A 17,185-nucleotide genomic window follows, 5' to 3' on the forward strand; every position below is an offset into this window, starting at 1 on the left:
CTAGAGCACTTCGACCTTGCTGGCCAACCAACTGTCTCCGACGTGTTCCATGGTCATCTTCACCCGGGAGCTGTTGATCTTCGGACGCGGGTTCGCGGCATTGGTCATGTGCTGATCGATGAACATCAGCACGACCACCCTGTCGGCGCTACATGATTGAACCGCGGAATCGATGACCACACCTTGGGCTACGGCCTGGTTATCCACTAGCTGCTGACGCGATTGCGCACTCGTGTTCGAGTAGCTGTCTTTGAACTCACCCGTGGAGCCGGCGAGAACCTCGGCGAAGTTCTCGTCGATCGTTCGGTAGTCGCTAGTCGTGAGGATCGTCGCGTACGAAGTGGCCGCCTGGCGCGCCTGGTCGCAGACCTGAGCCAGCGTGCTGGCGGGGGCACTACGGCGTGTGAATCCGATGCCACCGAGAACGCCTGCGATTGCGGCGACCGTCGTGATCAGGACCGCTATGACGATTCCGGTCCGGCCAGGGCGTGGACGGCGAGGTGATTCGGCGCCACCGGGCGAGAAAGCTGCCACAGCGTCTTGGGTGGGGGCAAATGCGTAAACCGAGTTGGGGTAGTGATGGCCGGCCGTGGCCAGCGCCTGCTGGGCGGCGCCGGCCAGGTCACCCGCGCTGCGATACCGCTGCGCGGGGTCTTTGGCCATGCCGCGGGCGATCACATCGTCGAATCCAGAGGGAACGTTGACCTGTTGTTGGCTGGGCCGTGGGATTGGCGCGGTCAAGTGCGCAGAGATCAGTACTGGCAGATCACTGCCTGGATAAGGCGCCGAACCCGTCAGACATTCATAGAGCACGCAGGCCAGTGAGTAAATGTCAGACTCTCGGCCGATCGCCGCATTGTGGGTTAGTCGTTCAGGGGCCAGGTAACCGAAGCTGCCGATCGTGGTGCCGGTGTTGGTGAGTTTGGTGTCGGTGGCCGCGTTCGCCAGACCGAAGTCGACTAGACATGCGAAGTCGTCGTCACCGAGCAGGATGTTGGACGGCTTGATATCGCGGTGGAGCATCTCCGCGGCGTGCGCAGCGTCGAGCGCCGCCGCGATCTGACTCACGATCGCCACTGCCCGCGCAGCATCCATCGGCCCGCTCCGAGCGAGGATGGTGGCCAGATCGGTCCCGCTGATCAGGCGCATGTCTATGTAGAGTCGACCGTCGATCTCGCCGTAGCCGTGAACCGGCACGATATGCGGCTCGGTGAGACGTCCGGCGGTACGGGCTTCCCGGAACAGTCTCTGGCGGAATACCGGGTCGTGGGAGTACGGGGCGGCGATCAGCTTGAGCGCTACTTGCCGTCCCATGACGGTGTCCTCGGCGGCGTAGACCTCGCCAAATCCGCCGGCGCCCAGGAGACGAAGCAGCCGATATTGCCCGAACTGCGAACTCGCCGCAACACCCACTGTTTCCACCGGAACACCACCTTGACGCGCGGCTGAGGACTGAGCGAATTTTAGGCGGCCAACCGTCGCCCTGGCCGATCTTGCCGGTGGTTATGCTCGGCGGATGCCGCTCGTGAGCAAGACCGTCGAAGTCGCCGCCGACGCCGCCACCATCATGGGGATCGTTGCCGACTTCGAGGCGTACCCGCAGTGGAATGAAGAGATCAAGGGGGCTTGGGTGCTGGCCCGCTACGACGACGGCCGGCCCAGTCAGCTGCGGCTGGACGCGTCTTACTCGGGCTTCGACGGCACCTTTATCCAGGCCGTCTACTACCCCACTGACACCCAGATCCAGACCGTTCTCCAGCAGGGCGACCTGTTCACCAAGCAGGAGCAGCTGTTCTCGGCGGTCGAGATCGGCCCCACCACGTTGCTCACCGTCGACATGAACGTCGAGACCCAGATGCCGGTGCCCAAGCCGATGCTCAAAAAGGCATTCAGCAACGCCTTGGACTATCTAGCTGACAATCTCAAACGGCGCGCCGAAGAACTGACTTCGGGCTAGCACGAAACGGGAGACCCGAATTGAGCCACCCAACCGTCGATCCCGCCGAGCAGCCCTACCGGGCGCGTCGCCAGAACTGGGTCAACCAGCTGGACCGGCACGCGCTGATGCAGCCGGACGCTCCGGCGCTGCGGTTCCTGGGCCAGACCACCACCTGGTCACAGCTGCGTGACCGGGTCACCGCGCTGGCAGACGCCCTGAGCCGCCGCGGGATCCGCGCCGGTGACCGGGTGATGATCCTGATGCTCAACCGCACCGAGTTCGTCGAGTCGGTGCTGGCCGCGAACATGCTGGGCGGCATCGCTGTCCCGGTCAACTTCCGCCTCACCCCACCGGAGATCGCCTACCTGGTCACCGACTGCGAGGCCAGGGTGCTGATCACCGAACCGGCGCTGGTGCCGGTCGCCACCGGTGTGCGCGAGCTGACCGGACTGCTGGACCACGTGGTGGTAGCCGGTGACGCGGCAGGTGAGGGCCTGATCGCCTACGAAGACCTGATCAATGAGACCGGCGAGCCGCACGCGCCGGTGGACATCCTCAACGACTCACCAGCCCTGATCATGTACACCTCGGGCACCACCGGCCTCCCCAAGGGAGCGGTGCTCACCCACACCAACTTGGTTGGTCAGACGATGACCGCGCTGCACACCGCCGGTACCGGCACCGCCGACGTGGCCTTCATCGGGGTTCCGTTCTTCCACATCGCCGGTGTGGGCAACCTGCTGCCCGGCATGTGGCTGGGCATCCCGACCGTCATCAACCCGCTGGGTGCGTTCGACGCGGGCCAACTGCTCGACGTGCTGGCCGCCGAGCGGGTCACCGGAATCTTCCTGGTGCCGGCCCAATGGCAGGCGGTCTGCGCCCAGCAGCAGGCCAACCCGCGCGACATCCGGTTGCGGACCATGTCGTGGGGCGCGGCGCCGGCTTCGGACGCCTTGCTGCGCCAGATGGCGGAGACCTTCCCCGGCACCAAGATCCTGGCGGCCTTCGGGCAGACGGAGATGTCGCCGGTGACCTGCATCCTGCTCGGCGAGGACGCCACCCGAAAGCTCGGTTCGGTCGGGACCGTCATCCCGACCGTCTCCGCCCGGGTCGTCGACGAGCAGATGAACGACGTCGCCGTCGGCGAGGTGGGCGAGATCGTCTACCGGGCGCCCACCTTGATGGCCGGCTATTGGAACAACCCGGAGGCCACCGCGGAGGCCTTTGCCGGTGGCTGGTTCCACTCCGGCGATCTGGTCCGAATGGATGAAGAGGGCTACGTCTGGGTGGTCGACCGGAAGAAGGACATGATCATCTCCGGCGGCGAGAACGTGTACTGCGCCGAAGTGGAGAACGTGCTGGCCGATCACCCCGCCATCATCGAGGTCGCTGTCATCGGCCGTCCGGACGAGCGATGGGGCGAGGTCCCCGTCGCGGTCGCGGCGCTGTCCGGGGCGAGCCTCACCCTGGCCGACCTCGACGATTTCTTGACCGAGCGGCTCGCGCGCTACAAGCACCCCAAGGCGCTCGAGATCGTCGACGCTCTGCCGCGCAACCCGGCCGGGAAAGTGCTCAAAACCGAACTGCGCATTAACTACGGGTCGGCTCAGGGATCCGAGTAGGACAGCGCCCCAAGCGATGCCGCCCGAAACAGCGATGAGTGAGGTCGCGGCACGTTACTCTCCGGTAGGAAACCCGCGGAGGTTCCTACCGTTCGATGCCCCTCTCACGCAGCCATCAGGTATTGTCCGATGGTCGCCAAGGGCACTTCGGGCCGATAAGGTGACGCGGGTCTCGCTGATCGACGGACGGGAGAAGACACTGTGCGACGCGGTTCCTTGCTGAGTCGTGCGGCGGGATTTCTAGTGAGGGGGGTGGTGTGACGGCTCCAGCGCGTCCTCGTGTCACCGACTTCCTCCGGGATCGGGTGCTGCCGCCGCTGATCATGGTCGGCGGATTCTTCAGAATGTGTGCTCTGACCGCTCGTGCGCTTTTCGTACGGCCGTTCCAATGGCGTGAGACCCTGCAGCAGGGCTGGTTCATCACCAGCGTCGCCATCATTCCGACCATCGCGGTCGCCATTCCGCTCACCGTGCTCCTGGTCTTCACCCTGAATATCCTGTTGGCGCAGTTCGGTGCTGCCGACGTTTCGGGTGCCGGAGCGGGCATCGCCGCGGTCACCCAGCTGGGGCCACTGGTCACCGTGCTGGTGGTCGCCGGAGCCGGGTCCACCGCGATCTGTGCCGACCTGGGAGCGCGCACCATCCGCGAAGAGATCGACGCGATGGAAGTGCTCGGGATCGATCCGATCCATCGACTGGTGGTGCCCCGGGTGATCGCCGCGACCGTGGTGGCCTTGCTCCTCAACGCATTGGTGATCGTGATCGGCCTGACCGGAGGCTTCCTCTTCGGCGTGTACCTGCAGAACGTGTCCGGCGGCGCCTATCTCTCGACGTTGACTCTGCTCACCGGGCTGCCCGAGGTCATCATCTCGACCGTGAAAGCCAGTGTCTTCGGACTTATCGCCGGCTTAGTCGGGTGCTATCGGGGACTTACCGTCCGCGGCGGCTCCAAGGGTCTGGGAACGGCCGTGAACGAGACCGTCGTGCTGTGCGTGCTTGCGTTGTTCGCCGTGAACGTGGTGCTGACCACCATCGGCGTGAAGTTCGGAACGGGGACCTGACATGTCGACATCGACAGTGGTTCGGGGCCGCTTTCCCGGGCTGGTTGCGAACTACCAGCGCTACGTCGGGATGGCCGGCCGCGGGCTCGAAAGGAGCGGTCGGCTCGGCTGGTTCTCGGTAACCGCCCTCCGGCAGATCCCCTGGGCGCTGCGTCGGTACCGCACCGAGACGCTGCGCTTGGTCGCCGAGTTGGGCATGGGCACCGGCGCCATGGCCGTGATCGGCGGCACCGTCGCCATCATGGGCTTCGTGATGCTGGCCGGCGGCTCGCTGATCGCCATTCAGGGTTTCACCTCGCTGGGCAACATCGGTGTGGAGACCTACACCGGTTTCGCCGCGGCCCTGGTCAACGTCCGCGTAGTCGGCCCGGTCAACGCCGGTATCGCCTTGGCTGCGACGGTCGGAGCGGGCGCCACCGCTGAACTCGGCGCGATGCGCATCAGTGAGGAGATCGACGCCCTCGAAGTGATGGGTATCAACTCGATCGCCTACCTGGTGTCCACCCGCGTAGTGGCCGGTTTCACCGTGATCATCCCGCTGTACGCGCTAGCGCTGATCATGGCGTTCGCCGCACCGCAGATCGTCACCACGTTGTTCTTCGGGCAGTCGTCGGGTACCTACGATCACTACTTCCGAACGTTCTTGCGGCCAGACGATGTGTTCTGGTCCTTCATCGAGACCATCCTGATCGCGGTGGTGGTCATGGTCACGCACTGTTATTACGGGTTCAACGCCAGTGGCGGTCCGGTCGGCGTCGGCGCCGCCGTGGGCCAGTCGATGCGCCTGTCCCTGATCACGGTGCCCACAGTCGTGCTGCTCGCAGCGTTGGCGCTCTACGGCGTCGACCCCAACTTCAACCTAACGATGTGACGGGCATGGCAACCGGCAAGCAGAACAAAGTGCACAACCCGCCGTTCCGGATCGCGGGCCTGGTGACCTTCGCGGTCCTGGCACTGATCGGCGGGCTGGTCTACGGCCAGTTCCGCGGGTCCTTCACCAAGACCACGTCGCTGACCATGGTGGCTCCGCGCGCCGGTCTGGTGATGGATCCGGGTGGGCCGGTGACCTACAACGGCGTCCAGATCGGGCGCGTGGCCGCCATTGCGCCGACGGAGTACGAGAACAAGCCGGCCGCCAAGTTCACCCTCGACGTGAACCCCAAATACATCAAGCTGATCCCGTCCAACGTCAAAGCCGACATCCTGGCGACCACGCTGTTCGGCAACAAGTACGTCTCGCTGACGGCCCCGGAGCATCCCGCGCGGGAACGCATCACCAGCAAGAGCATCATCGCGACCTCGGTGACGACGGAGCTCAACACGCTGTTCGAGACCGTCAACAACCTGTCGGAACACATCGACCCGATCAAACTCAACCTGACGCTGCACGCCGCAGCCGAGGCGTTGACCGGGTTGGGCGACAAGCTTGGCGAATCGCTGGTCAACGGCAATGCGATTCTCGACGACGTCAACGCGCGGATGCCTTCGTTCCGCCGCGACCTCAAGGGCTTCGCGACCCTGGGCGAGGTCTACGCCGACGGGGCGCCGGATCTGATCGGCTTCTTGGACACCTCGGTCGTGACGGTCAAGACGATCACCAACCAGCAGAAGGAACTGGACTCGGCGTTGCTGGGCGCCGCCGGGGTGGGCAACCTCGGGGCGGACGTCACCGAGCGGTTCGGGCCGTACTTCCGCCGGCAGTTCTCCGACTTGGTCCCGGTCTCGGCACTGCTGGATGAGTACAGCCCGGAGTTGTTCTGCGCCATCCGCAACCTCGCCGAGGGCGCGCCCAAGGTCTACGAATTCCTCGGCGGCGACGGCTACGCGCTCGACACCGTCAGTGAACTGGTCGGACCGGCCAACCCGTACGTCTATCCCGAGAACCTGCCGCGTTACAACGCACGCGGTGGCCCAGGCGGTGCGCCGGGCTGCTGGCAGGAGATCACCCACGACTTCTGGCCGGCGCCTTACCTGGTGGCCGACACGGGAGTCAGCCAAGCGCCGTACAACCACTTTGATACCGGATCGCCCCTGGCCATTGATTACGTCTGGGGTCGCCAAGTCGGGGATAACACGATCAACCCATGAACATCACCAGAACCGCCCTCAAACTCGGCGCCGTCGGCTCGGTGCTGCTGCTCTTCACGGTCGGCCTCGTCGTGGTCTTCGGGCAGATCCGGTTCGACCGGACGGCCCACTACTCCGCGGAATTCAGCAACGCCAGCGGCCTGCGTCAGGGGCAGTTCGTCCGCGCCTCCGGCGTGGAGATCGGCAAGGTCAAGAAGGTCCGGCTGGTCGACGGCGGTCGTCGGGCGGTGGTGGACTTCGACGTCGATCGGTCATTGCCGCTGTTCCAGTCGACCACCGCGCAGATCCGCTACGACGACCTCATCGGCAACCGCTACATGGAGCTCAAGCGGGGCGAGGGTGAGGGCGCCGACCAGCGGTTGCCCGTCGGCGGATTCATTCCGGCCTCCCGTACCGAGCCGGCGCTGGACCTGGATGCGTTGATCGGCGGATTCAAGCCGGTGTTCCGGGCGCTGGACCCGGAAAAGATCAACACCATCGCCTCGACCATCGTCACGGTCTTCCAGGGGCAGGGCGGCACCATCAACGACATCCTGCAACAGACCGCCCAGCTGACCGCCCACATCGCCGACCGCGATGCGGCCATCGGCGAGGTGGTCAAGAACCTGAACGTGGTGCTGGACACCGCGGTCCGGCATCGCCAGACCTTCGACGAAACGGTCGACAACTTCGACAAGCTGGTCAAGGGTTTGAACAGCCACGCCGACCCGCTGGCAAACGGCACCGCGGAGTTCGGTAACGCCGCCGGCAACCTGGCGGATCTGTTGGCCGACAACCGCACGCAGTTGCACAGCCTGTTCCCGGTGGCCGGCCCGGAGCCGCCAGACCGGCTCAACGACGTCGACGAGCTGCTGCAGAAGATTCCGAAGGCGCTGAAGCTGATCGGGCGCACCGGTGTCTACGGTGACTTCTTCAACTTCTACATCTGCGACGCGACCATCAAGCTTCCTGGCTTGCAGCCGGGTGGTCCGGTCCGAAACGTCCGGTTGTGGCAGCAACCGACGGGGAGGTGCACGCCCCAGTGAGGACCCTGGAACCGCCCAACCGGGCGCGGATCGGCATCATCGGTGTCGCCACAGTGGCGTTGGTGACCCTGGTGGGTCAGACCTTCACCACGGTGCCAATGCTCTTCGCCGAGCCGAGTTACTTCGGACAGCTCTCCGACACCGGCGGCCTGACCGCCGGTGACAAGGTGCGCATCTCCGGCGTGGACGTCGGCAAGGTCCAAGACCTGTCGATCGAGAACGACCACGTGCTGGTGAAGTTCTCGGTCGGGGCCAACCCGATCGGCAGCGACAGCGTGATCGGCGTCAAGACCGACACCATCCTGGGCCGCAAGGTTCTGTCGATCGAGCCCAAGGGCGAGCGCCGCATTGCGCCGCAGGCCGTCCTGCCGTTGGGCCAGAGCACCACGCCCTACCAGCTCTACGATGCGGTCTTCGACGCCACCAAAGCCGCCTCCGGCTGGGACATTGACACGGTCAAGAAGTCGTTGAAGGTGCTGTCGGAGACGGTCGATCAGACCTACCCCGACTTGAGCGAGGCACTCGACGGCGTCGCGAAGTTCTCCGACACCATCGGCAAACGCGACGACGAGATCACCCACCTGCTGGCACAGACCAACCAGGTCGCGAGCGTTATCGGTGACCGCAGCAACCAGATCGACGCGCTGCTGCGCAATACTCAGACCCTCTCGGCGGCAGTCAACCAGCGCAGCCAGGCGATCTCGGCGTTGCTGGGCAACATCGCCTACTTCGGCGAACAGGTACAGGGCCTGGTCCGCGACAATCCCGGCCTGGATCTGAACCATGTTTTCACCGAGGCCTCCAACATCACCGACATGTTGGTGCGGCGCCAAGATGACCTCAGGGAGATGTTCACCATCCTGGGCAGGTACCTGACGATCGTGAACGACGCGATCGCCTCGGGGCCGTACTTCAAGGTCTCGACCCTGAACCTGATCCCGTACTGGATCCTGCAGCCCTGGGTCGACTCAGCCTTCAAGAAGCGCGGCATCTCGCCGGAGGAATTCTGGCGCAACGCCGGGCTGCCGGAATTCCGCTACCCCGACCCCAACGGAACCAGGTTCGCCAATGGTGCACCGCCGCCTGCTCCGCAGGTGATCGAGGGCACCCCCGAGCACCCCGGGCCGGCCGTCGCACCCGGATCGCCGTGTTCCTACGCACCGGCTGCGGGCATGTTCCCGACCCCGGGCAACCCGCTGCCATGCGCCAACCTGGACCCGAATGATGGCCCGTTCGGTCGCAGCGGACCGTACCCGGGCCCGACCGATGTGTTGGTCTCGCCGGCAAACCCCGATGGCATCCCGTCCTCGCCGGGCATCTCGATCGCGGGCCGTCCGGGCGAGACACCGCCGGTGGTCCCTGGTACCCCGGTCCCAATGCCCGACGCCAACCCCGGCGGGCGTTCCGAGCCGATGGGCCCGATCGCCGGTCCGGCTCCCGCCAACCCGGGCGCGGCACCGCCGCCGGCACCCCGGGCACCCGGTCCGCCGGCTCCGCCCGGACCCGGCAACCAGCTACCGGCACCGTTCATCACGCCCGGCGAAGGTGGCAACAGTCAGCCTGGTGGCGGCGGTGGCGCAAGAGGGAGTGAGCGGCCGTGAGTACCGTCTTTGATGTTCGCAACCTGCGACTGCCGGAGCGGTCCCGGTCGACGATGATCGTCGGTTCGCTGCTGCTGGCGCTGGCGCTGGTGGCCGGCTTCGGGGGCATGCAGCTCTTCCGCAAGCTGAACAGCACCAGTGTCGTCGCCTACTTCCCGCAGACCGACGCGCTGTACCCCGGCGACGCGGTACAGATCATGGGTGTCCGGGTGGGCGCGATCGACAAGATCGAGCCGGCCGGCGACAAGATGAAGGTCACCCTGCACTTCAACAACAAGTACAAGGTGCCCGCCGACGCCAAGGCGATCATCTTGAACCCGACGCTGGTGGCATCGCGGACCATTCAGTTGGAGCCGCCGTACCGGGGCGGGGCGGTGCTGGCCGACAAGGCCGTGATCCCGGAGGAGCGCACCGAGGTCCCGGTCGAGTGGGACACGCTGCGTAACGATGTCACCAACATCATCAACAAGTTGGGTCCGACGGCCGAGCAGCCGAAGGGGCCCATCGGTGACGCCATCGAATCGTTCGCCGATGGACTGTCTGGCAAGGGCCAGGAGATCAATACGGCGTTCAACAGCCTGTCGGATGCGCTGACCGCACTGAACAAGGGCCGCGGGGATTTCTTCGCGGTGGTGCGCAGCTTGTCGTTGTTCGTCAAGGCGCTGGACCACAACGACCAGCAGTTCGTCGCGCTGAACCATGACCTGGCCAAGTTCACCAGCAACCTGAACAGCACCGACCAGGCACTGGCAACGGCTACCGACCAGTTCTACGCCACCATGACGATCATCAAGGCGTTCCTGAACCAGAACGCAAAGCCGTTGGTAAAGAGCATCAACAACGTGGCCGAGGTGACCACGGCGATCACGCAACCGGATGCATTGGACGGTTTCGAGACCGCGCTGCACATCCTGCCGAATGTGCTGGCGGGTGTGGACGAGATCTACCACCCGGCGCAGGGCATGGTCCTCGGTTCCCCGGTTATCGTGAACTTCGCGAACCCGATGCAGTTCATCTGCAGCGCGATTCAGGCGGGCAGCCGCTTGGGCTACCAGGACTCCGCGGAGTTGTGCGCGGAATACCTGGCACCGGTGGCCGACGCGATCAAGTTCAACTACCTGCCGTTCGGTATCAACATCTGGACCAACGCGTACACCACGCCCAAGCAGATCGCCTACTCCGAGCCGCGGCTGCAGCCGCCACCGGGGTACAAGGACACCACCGTCCCGGGCATCTGGGTGCCTGACACCCCGACGTCACACCGCAACACCCAGCCGGGCTGGATCACCGCGCCCGGGATGCAGGGTGTGGAGCCCGGTCATGACACGGCGCGACTGCTGACCCCGGAGTCGCTGGCGCAGTTGATGGGTGGCCCCGACCCGGCCCCGGTCGACTCGCAGTATCAGACGCCGCCTGGCCCGCCGAACTCCTACGACGAGTCCGCCGGTCCGCTGCCGTTCATCGGTCTACCTGCGGGTCAGGCGCCGATCGCGCCGCCCCCGCCGGGCCCGAACGTGATTCCGGGGCCGGTGGCACCGATGGCGCCGCGAGGTGACGGCTGATGAGACGGAGGACAGCGATGAACACGGTCAGCCGCCGCGGCTGGCAGGCGCTGGTGCTGCTGATGGCCGCCCTGACGCTGACGTCCTGCAGCAGCTGGCGCGGAATCGCCAACGTGTCGTTGCCGGGTGGTCCGGGTAGTGGTGCCGGTGCCTACACGGTGTATGTCCAGGTGCCGGACACCCTGGCGCTCAACGGCAACAGCCGCGTCCTGGTCGCCGACGTCTTCGTCGGCGCGGTCGAGCGGATCGAGCTCAAGAACTGGGTCGCCACGCTGAAGCTGAAGCTGAACAAGGACGTTCATCTGCCGCGCAACGCCACGGCGAAGATCGGCCAGACCAGCTTGCTGGGTTCGCAGCACATCGAGTTGAAGGCACCCGACAACCCGGAGGGTGAACTCCGCAACGGCGACACGATCGGACTGAGCAACTCGACGTCATACCCGACGATCGAACGCACGCTGGCCGGGCTGGCGCTGTTGCTGCAGCGCGGTGGGTTGTCGGATCTGGACACCATCACCACGGAGTTCGCCGCGCTGTCCACCGGGCGGGCCGACCAGATCCACGCGTTCCTGACCAAGCTGGACACGTTCATCGGCAACCTCAACGACCAGCGTGAGGACATCACCCGGGCGATCGACTCGAGCAACCGGTTGCTGAGCTACTTCGGTGCGCACAACGACAGCATCGAGAAGGCCCTGACGGACTTCCCGCCGCTGTTCAAGTACTTCAACGCGCAGCAGGGGATCTTCATCAACGCGGTCGAGGCGCTGGGCGCGATGGGCACCCAGGTCAACCAGCACATCGCACCCACGCGGTCCGACCTGCACAAGGTCTTGACGTCATTCCAGTGCCCGGGACGGGAACTGCGGAAGGCGTCGCCGTACCTGCCCGACCTGTTGCAGGTGATGATCACCGCGCCGTATCACGTCGACGGTGCCTTCAAGGCCGTCCGCGGCGACTTCATCAACACCTCGCTGGTGGTTGACCTCACCTACGCGTCCATCGACAACGCGATCCTGACCGGAACCGGTTTCTCCGGGATGCTGCGGGCGTTGGAGCAGTCCTTCGGCCACGACCCGGCGAAGATGATTCCGGACGTTCGGTACACGCCGAACCCGGCTACCGCACCCGGCGGTCCGTATGTGGAAAGGGCTGACCGGAATTGCTGAAACCTCAGATCAAGCGTCAACTGGTCATCTTCAGCGTCTTGACCGCTGTGGCCCTGCTGGTGTTGGGCGTTTACTACCTGCGGTTGCCGACCTTGGCGGGCGTGGGCCAGTACTCGCTGAAGGCGGATCTTCCCGAGGCGGGCGGCCTGTACAAGACCGCGAACGTCACCTACCGGGGCACCATCATCGGCCGGGTCACGAGCGTCGAACCGACCGAGACCGGTGCGCAGGCCACCTTCCAGATCTCCAGCAAGTACAAGATCCCCGTCGACGCCAGCGCCAACGTGCACTCGGTATCAGCGATCGGTGAGCAGTATCTGGATCTGGTGTCGACCGGTAACCCGGGTCAGTACCTGAAACAGGGCCAGACCATCACCACGGGCACCGTCCCGGCGGCGATCGGGCCGGCGCTGGACACCGCCAACCGCGGGCTTGCGGCTTTGCCGGCCGGCAAGATCTCGGCCCTGCTCGACGAGACCGCGACGGCCGTGGGCGGGCTGGGCCCGTCCCTGCAGCGCCTCGTCGATGCGACGCAGGCCATCGTTGGCGACTTCAAGACGAACCTCGCCGATGTGGACGACATCGTGGAGAAGTCGGCGCCGATCATCGAGAGTCAGACTCAAACCGGTGACGCCATTCATCAATGGGCGCGCAACCTGAACGTTCTGGCCAGTCAGGCGGCCAGCCGAGAAGACACGGTGAAACACATCGTCTCTGAGCTGCCGCCGCTGATCGACCAGGTGCACACCGTGTTCAGCGAGACCAAGGACAGCCTGCCGCAGGTGATGGCCAACATGGCGATCCTGACCGAGATGGCCAAGCGCTACAACCGGAACACCGAGCAGGTGTTGGTGTTCCTGCCGCAGGCCGGCTCCATCATCCAGACGGTGAGCTCGACCTACCCCGGTCGCGCATCCTTGGGCGTGGCACTCGGGGCGTTCCCCGGACCGATCTTCCCGGTGCCGGTTCCGGGCCTGAGCCTGAACACCCCACCGCCGTGTCTGACCGGCTATCTGCCGGCATCGGAGTGGCGGGCGTTCGCCGACACCAGCCCTGCCGAGCTGCCCGACGTCTCCTGCCGGATTCCGCAGGACACCCCGGCCAACAACGTGCGCGGCGTGCGCAACATCCCGTGTGTGGACGTGCCCGGTAAGCGGGCTCCCACACCGAAGGAATGCCGCAGCGACAAACCGTACGTCCCGCTGGGCACCAACCCCTGGTACGGCGACCCGAACCAGATCCGGAACTGCCCGGCCCTGGGCGCTCGCTGTGACCAGCCGGTCGAGCCGGGTCACGTGATTCCGGCGCCGTCGGTCAACACCGGCCTGAATCCGCTACCTGCGGATATGGTCCCGGCAACCCCCCCGCCGACCAGCGACCCGCTGTCTCGGCCGGGTACCGGTAGCGTGCAGTGCAACGGGCAACAACCGAACCCCTGCATCTACACCCCCGGTGGGGGGCCAGCCGCGATCTACAATCCGCAGAGTGGCCAGGCGGTGGGGCCAGACGGCGTCGAATACTCCGTCGAGAACTCGATGAACATAGGAGACGACGCATGGAAGGGGATGCTGGCACCGTTCCGCTGAGCACGGACGAGGACCAGCAGACCGCAGAGACCTCGGCTGAGGACGCTGACAACGCGGTGGCGGACACGGAGCAGGAAGCTCCGGAGGAGTCGACCGACTCGGTGGCGGTAGACGCCGGACCGGCACCGTCGCGTCTCGGCCGTCGCCAGCAGGCGGGTATCTGTGTGCTGTTACTGCTGTTGGCAGCCGGCCTGGTGGCCGCGGGATTCGTTGGGTTACGTGACCACGCGACAAGCCAGCAACTGGCCCGCGACAACGCCGAAGCCCTTGAGGCGGCCAAAGCCTGTGTACTCGTGACCCAGGTCCCGGACACCGGCGATGTGTCGCTGTCCCAGGAGAAGATGCTCAACTGTGCGGCCGGGGAGTTCCGCACCCAGGCAGCGCTGTACGCCCAGATTCTTCCGCCCGCCTATCAGGCGGCGAAGGTCCACGTCGAGCTGACCGAGATGGGCGCCGCGGTGGAGCGCAACAACCCCGATGGCTCGGTCGACATCCTGGTGGCCTTCCGGATCAAGGTCGACAACATCGAGGCCAAGGGCCGAGAGGTCGGTTACCGGCTGCGCGTCCAGATGGTCCGCGATGACGGCCAGTACCGGATCGGCAGGCTCGACCAGGTGGCCAAGTGACCGACACAGTGGCCGACCCGCCGCGTCCCGAGCCGGCCAGGTGGAAAACCCGCGCCACGGCATTGGGAATCGACCTGCTGCCGGGGTCGGCCGTGATGGTGACCATGGGCATGGCCGCGCTGTGCTTCCCGTCCGGTGGACTGTGGCGGTGGCTCGCGACCATGGTCGGCGCCCTGGCATTCCTGGCTACCGAGGTCAACCGGATTATTCTGCCGGCGCTCAAGGGGTGGAGCCTCGGCCGCGCGTTCACCGGAATCGAAGTGGTGCGCGGCGGTGAAGGGTCTGCCCCGGCTGTCGGCGTGGGCCGACTGTTGCTGCGCGAGATTGCGCACCTGCTCGACACCGTGCCGGTTCTACTGGGCTGGCTCTGGCCGTTGCGGGACCGACGGAGACGCACCTTCGCCGACGTGCTGGCGCGTACCGAGGTTCGTCCGGCCGTAGAGCGGCAGCCACCGACAAACATCCGATCCGTCACGGTTGCGGTGTTCGTGGCCGCAGCCGCCCTGAGCCTCGTCGCCGCCGGCACGGCGTACTCCGTGGTCTACCAGAATGATCACAAGTCGGATCTGGCCCAAGCCGAGATCGCCCGGCAGGGCCCGAAGATCGTGGCGGACATGTTGTCCTACGACCCCGAGACTCTGCAGGACGATTTCGATCGCGCGCAGTCGTTGGCCACCGAGAAGTATCGCCAGCAGCTGGTTCCTCAGCAGGACGCGATCCGCGACGCCAACCCCGTTCCGAACTTCTACCGGGTGACCGATGCAGCGGTGCTCAACTCCGCCCCGCATCGCGCCACCATGCTGCTGTTCTTGCAGGGCCAGCGCGGCACCCCGGGCAAGGAACGCCTGATCAGCGCTACCGTCCAGGTGATGTTCGTGCAGAAATCGGGAATCTGGCGCGTCGACGATCTCGCTGTCGTCAGCAAGCCGCTGCCCGCCGAGGGGGACAGATGAGCCCGCGCCGCCGCGTGCCCACCGAAGGGCAACCGCTGTTCGTCGACCGGGCGGTGCCACGGCGCAGACGGCTGCCGGTGGTGATCGCGAGTTCGCTGGTGGTGACTGCTGCCGCCGTCGCGGTGTGCGCTGCGACGTTGGTGACCCACGAACAACACCGGCGGACGGTGCTGCGCAATCTCGAGGCACGGGACGCGGTCGCATCGTTCATGACGATGTTCACCTCGCCGGACCCGTTCCACGCCAATGACTACCTCGCCAGTGTCATGGACCATGCCGTCGGCGACTTCGCCCAGCAGTACCAGGAGAAGGCGAATCAGATCCTGATCGCCGTGGCGCGCAGCGAGCCGACCACCGGGACGGTGACCGCGGCCGGTGTTGAACGGTGGAACGACGATGGCAGCGTCAGTCTGCTGGTGGCCGTCGAGAACAGCGGAAAGTCACCGGACGGAAAGCACGACGTCAAGGTGGCAACCCGCTGGCTCGCGACAGCGCAGAAGGAAGGGGACCAATGGAAGATCAGCAATCTGAACCAGGTGCTGTGACCGACGAGTCCTCCGGGGCCGAGGTCGATCCGGAGATCGATCCCTCCGCTGAACCTACGGACGACCTTGAGTCGACAGCCGAGGGCACCGAGGCGGAGTCGGAGACCGAAGCCGAGGCCGCGACCGAGGACACGGTCGAGGCCGATCCGGTGGAGGACAAGCGCCCTGGCCGGCGCAAGTTCGGTGTGCGGCTTGCGGTTGCGGTCTCGGCGGCGGCATTCGTGGGCGCCGCCGCGTTCGCGGGTGCCGCAGCCCAGCCGTATCTCATCGACCGGGCAGAGGTGGCGACCAAACTCGACATCGCCCGGACCGCGGCCAGGGCGATCCACACGCTGTGGAACTACACCCCGGAAAACATGGATTCCCTTCCGGATCGGGCCTCGGTCTATCTCAGCGGCGACCTGGAAGCCCAGTACCGCAAGTTCATAGACGCGATCGCGGACAGCAACAAGCAGGCGAGGGTCACCGACACCACCGAGATCGTCGGAGCGGCCGTCGAGACCCTCGATGGTCCCGAGGCGACGGTGATCGTTTACACCAACACCACGGCAACCAGTGAACTGAGCAAATCGATCCCGCAGATCAAGTACCTGACCTATCGGCTGTTCATGAAGCGCGACCAGAACCGATGGGTGGTCACCCGGATGCCCACCATCACCTCGCTCGACCTCACTCCACGTCTCCAGGGCTAGCGCAGGCCGGGCGAAGGTAGCGGGGGAGCATGCCGATCGCGTCGCCGTTGTCGCAGCGGCGCACCGTGGTCGCGTTGCTTCTGCTCACCTTCGCCACGGGTCTGGTCGACGCGGTCAGTGTGTTGGTGCTCGGGCGGGTGTTCGTGGCGAACATGACCGGCAATGCGATCTTCCTGGGGTTCCTGTTCGTCCCCGGTACCGGGTTCGATCTGACCGCCGCGGTCGTCGCGGTCGCGGGCTTCCTTCTCGGCGCGGTCATCGGGGGGAGGCTGTTTCGGATCTTCGGGGAACAGCGACCCCGGGACTGGATCAGCATTGCGCTCGGTCTGGAGGCGGTGATGCTGTTGGTGCTGGCCGCCCTCGCCGGAATGGGTGTGTTGCACTACGACGGCACCAGCAAGTTGCTCTTGATCGCAGGCCTCGCGGTCGCCTTCGGTGTGCAGAACTCGACCGCCCGCCAATTTGGCATCCAGGAGCTCTACACCACGGTGCTCACCTCGACGATCGTCGGTATCGGGGTGGACAGCCGGTTGGCCGGTGGGACCGGCGAACGCGGAAAGCTACGCTACGGCGTCGTCTTCGTGATGATCCTCGGCGCCGTCGTCGGCGCGACGTTGACCCCCATCGTCGTGGCGCCGATCATCGCCATGGCAGGGGCAGTGGTACTGGTCAGCCTGGCGCTATTCCGGTACGGCTAGCGGCTTCCGCGCGCCGAA

General features: G+C 65.7%; 16 protein-coding genes. 15 read left to right on the forward strand and 1 reads right to left on the reverse strand.

All coding sequences use genetic code 11. The features are described 5' to 3' along the window. Complete coding sequence (locus ACKY0W_RS00570; RefSeq protein WP_409435949.1) at nt 1-1,422, reverse strand: serine/threonine-protein kinase; 1,422 nt, start codon at nt 1,420-1,422, stop codon at nt 1-3. Nucleotides 1,423-1,516: 94 nt separating this feature from the next. Here ACKY0W_RS00570 and ACKY0W_RS00575 point away from each other — a divergent pair, with 94 nt between their 5' ends. The 15 genes from ACKY0W_RS00575 (at nt 1,517) to ACKY0W_RS00645 (ending at nt 17,167) form a co-directional block, all read left to right on the forward strand. Next, nucleotides 1,517-1,957 (forward strand): SRPBCC family protein, encoded by a 441-nt coding sequence (locus ACKY0W_RS00575; RefSeq protein ID WP_409435950.1) that lies wholly within the window; start codon nt 1,517-1,519, stop codon nt 1,955-1,957. 20 nt (nt 1,958-1,977) lie between these two features. Then, a complete protein-coding gene (gene fadD5 / locus ACKY0W_RS00580) occupies nt 1,978-3,561 on the forward strand; it encodes a fatty-acid--CoA ligase FadD5 (RefSeq protein ID WP_409435951.1) in 1,584 nt (527 codons plus the stop codon). 323 nt (nt 3,562-3,884) lie between these two features. After that, the gene (locus ACKY0W_RS00585; RefSeq protein WP_109413487.1) at nt 3,885-4,622 is read left to right on the forward strand and encodes an ABC transporter permease; all 738 of its coding nucleotides are present in this window, start codon (nt 3,885-3,887) and stop codon (nt 4,620-4,622) included. A gap of 1 nt (nt 4,623) precedes the next feature. Beyond that, nucleotides 4,624-5,493, forward strand: a complete 870-nt coding sequence (locus ACKY0W_RS00590) for an ABC transporter permease (protein WP_047320359.1) — start codon at nt 4,624-4,626, stop codon at nt 5,491-5,493. A 5-nt stretch (nt 5,494-5,498) separates the two neighbouring features. Continuing rightward, on the forward strand, nt 5,499-6,710 hold the full coding sequence (locus tag ACKY0W_RS00595) for an MCE family protein (protein ID WP_046190985.1): 1,212 nt from the start codon (nt 5,499-5,501) through the stop codon (nt 6,708-6,710). Continuing rightward, complete coding sequence (locus ACKY0W_RS00600; RefSeq protein WP_409435952.1) at nt 6,707-7,735, forward strand: MCE family protein; 1,029 nt, start codon at nt 6,707-6,709, stop codon at nt 7,733-7,735. The genes ACKY0W_RS00595 and ACKY0W_RS00600 overlap by 4 nt, the downstream gene beginning before the upstream one ends. Continuing rightward, a complete protein-coding gene (locus tag ACKY0W_RS00605; RefSeq protein WP_409435953.1) occupies nt 7,732-9,336 on the forward strand; it encodes an MCE family protein in 1,605 nt (534 codons plus the stop codon). The genes ACKY0W_RS00600 and ACKY0W_RS00605 overlap by 4 nt, the downstream gene beginning before the upstream one ends. After that, nucleotides 9,333-10,898, forward strand: coding sequence for an MCE family protein (locus tag ACKY0W_RS00610; RefSeq protein WP_409435954.1), 1,566 nt, complete (start codon nt 9,333-9,335; stop codon nt 10,896-10,898). The genes ACKY0W_RS00605 and ACKY0W_RS00610 overlap by 4 nt, the downstream gene beginning before the upstream one ends. Before the next feature lie 17 nt (nt 10,899-10,915). After that, entirely contained in the window at nt 10,916-12,067 is a 1,152-nt protein-coding gene (locus ACKY0W_RS00615) for an MCE family protein (RefSeq protein ID WP_409435955.1), read from the forward strand. Continuing rightward, a complete protein-coding gene (locus tag ACKY0W_RS00620; protein ID WP_409435956.1) occupies nt 12,061-13,653 on the forward strand; it encodes an MCE family protein in 1,593 nt (530 codons plus the stop codon). Before ACKY0W_RS00615 ends, ACKY0W_RS00620 begins: the two co-directional genes overlap by 7 nt. Then, on the forward strand, nt 13,623-14,279 hold the full coding sequence (locus ACKY0W_RS00625) for a hypothetical protein (protein WP_046189173.1): 657 nt from the start codon (nt 13,623-13,625) through the stop codon (nt 14,277-14,279). The genes ACKY0W_RS00620 and ACKY0W_RS00625 overlap by 31 nt, the downstream gene beginning before the upstream one ends. Further along, complete coding sequence (locus tag ACKY0W_RS00630) at nt 14,276-15,232, forward strand: RDD family protein (RefSeq protein ID WP_409435957.1); 957 nt, start codon at nt 14,276-14,278, stop codon at nt 15,230-15,232. Before ACKY0W_RS00625 ends, ACKY0W_RS00630 begins: the two co-directional genes overlap by 4 nt. Then, the gene (locus tag ACKY0W_RS00635) at nt 15,229-15,777 is read left to right on the forward strand and encodes a mammalian cell entry protein (protein ID WP_409435958.1); all 549 of its coding nucleotides are present in this window, start codon (nt 15,229-15,231) and stop codon (nt 15,775-15,777) included. The genes ACKY0W_RS00630 and ACKY0W_RS00635 overlap by 4 nt, the downstream gene beginning before the upstream one ends. Then, nucleotides 15,744-16,469: a mammalian cell entry protein gene (locus ACKY0W_RS00640; protein ID WP_409435959.1), complete on the forward strand. Its 726-nt coding sequence runs from the start codon at nt 15,744-15,746 to the stop codon at nt 16,467-16,469. Before ACKY0W_RS00635 ends, ACKY0W_RS00640 begins: the two co-directional genes overlap by 34 nt. A gap of 29 nt (nt 16,470-16,498) precedes the next feature. After that, a complete protein-coding gene (locus ACKY0W_RS00645; RefSeq protein WP_409435960.1) occupies nt 16,499-17,167 on the forward strand; it encodes a YoaK family protein in 669 nt (222 codons plus the stop codon). Nucleotides 17,168-17,185 lie beyond the last annotated feature (18 nt).

The organism is Mycobacterium sp. SMC-14 (genome assembly GCF_046250075.1).
Taxonomy (GTDB): Bacteria; Actinomycetota; Actinomycetes; order Mycobacteriales; family Mycobacteriaceae; genus Mycobacterium.

Excerpts from the sequence above, each read along its gene's own strand:
- ACKY0W_RS00575 (WP_409435950.1), top strand. The coding sequence starts at position 1,517 with ATGCCGCTCGTGAGCAAGACCGTCGAAGTCGCCGCCGACGCCGCCACC.
- ACKY0W_RS00585 (WP_109413487.1), top strand. The coding sequence starts at position 3,885 with ATGGTCGGCGGATTCTTCAGAATGTGTGCTCTGACCGCTCGTGCGCTT.
- ACKY0W_RS00590 (WP_047320359.1), top strand. The coding sequence starts at position 4,624 with ATGTCGACATCGACAGTGGTTCGGGGCCGCTTTCCCGGGCTGGTTGCG.
- ACKY0W_RS00595 (WP_046190985.1), top strand. The coding sequence starts at position 5,499 with ATGGCAACCGGCAAGCAGAACAAAGTGCACAACCCGCCGTTCCGGATC.
- ACKY0W_RS00600 (WP_409435952.1), top strand. The coding sequence starts at position 6,707 with ATGAACATCACCAGAACCGCCCTCAAACTCGGCGCCGTCGGCTCGGTG.
- ACKY0W_RS00615 (WP_409435955.1), top strand. The coding sequence starts at position 10,916 with ATGAACACGGTCAGCCGCCGCGGCTGGCAGGCGCTGGTGCTGCTGATG.
- ACKY0W_RS00625 (WP_046189173.1), top strand. The coding sequence starts at position 13,623 with ATGGAAGGGGATGCTGGCACCGTTCCGCTGAGCACGGACGAGGACCAG.
- ACKY0W_RS00635 (WP_409435958.1), top strand. The coding sequence starts at position 15,229 with ATGAGCCCGCGCCGCCGCGTGCCCACCGAAGGGCAACCGCTGTTCGTC.
- ACKY0W_RS00640 (WP_409435959.1), top strand. The coding sequence starts at position 15,744 with ATGGAAGATCAGCAATCTGAACCAGGTGCTGTGACCGACGAGTCCTCC.
- ACKY0W_RS00645 (WP_409435960.1), top strand. The coding sequence starts at position 16,499 with ATGCCGATCGCGTCGCCGTTGTCGCAGCGGCGCACCGTGGTCGCGTTG.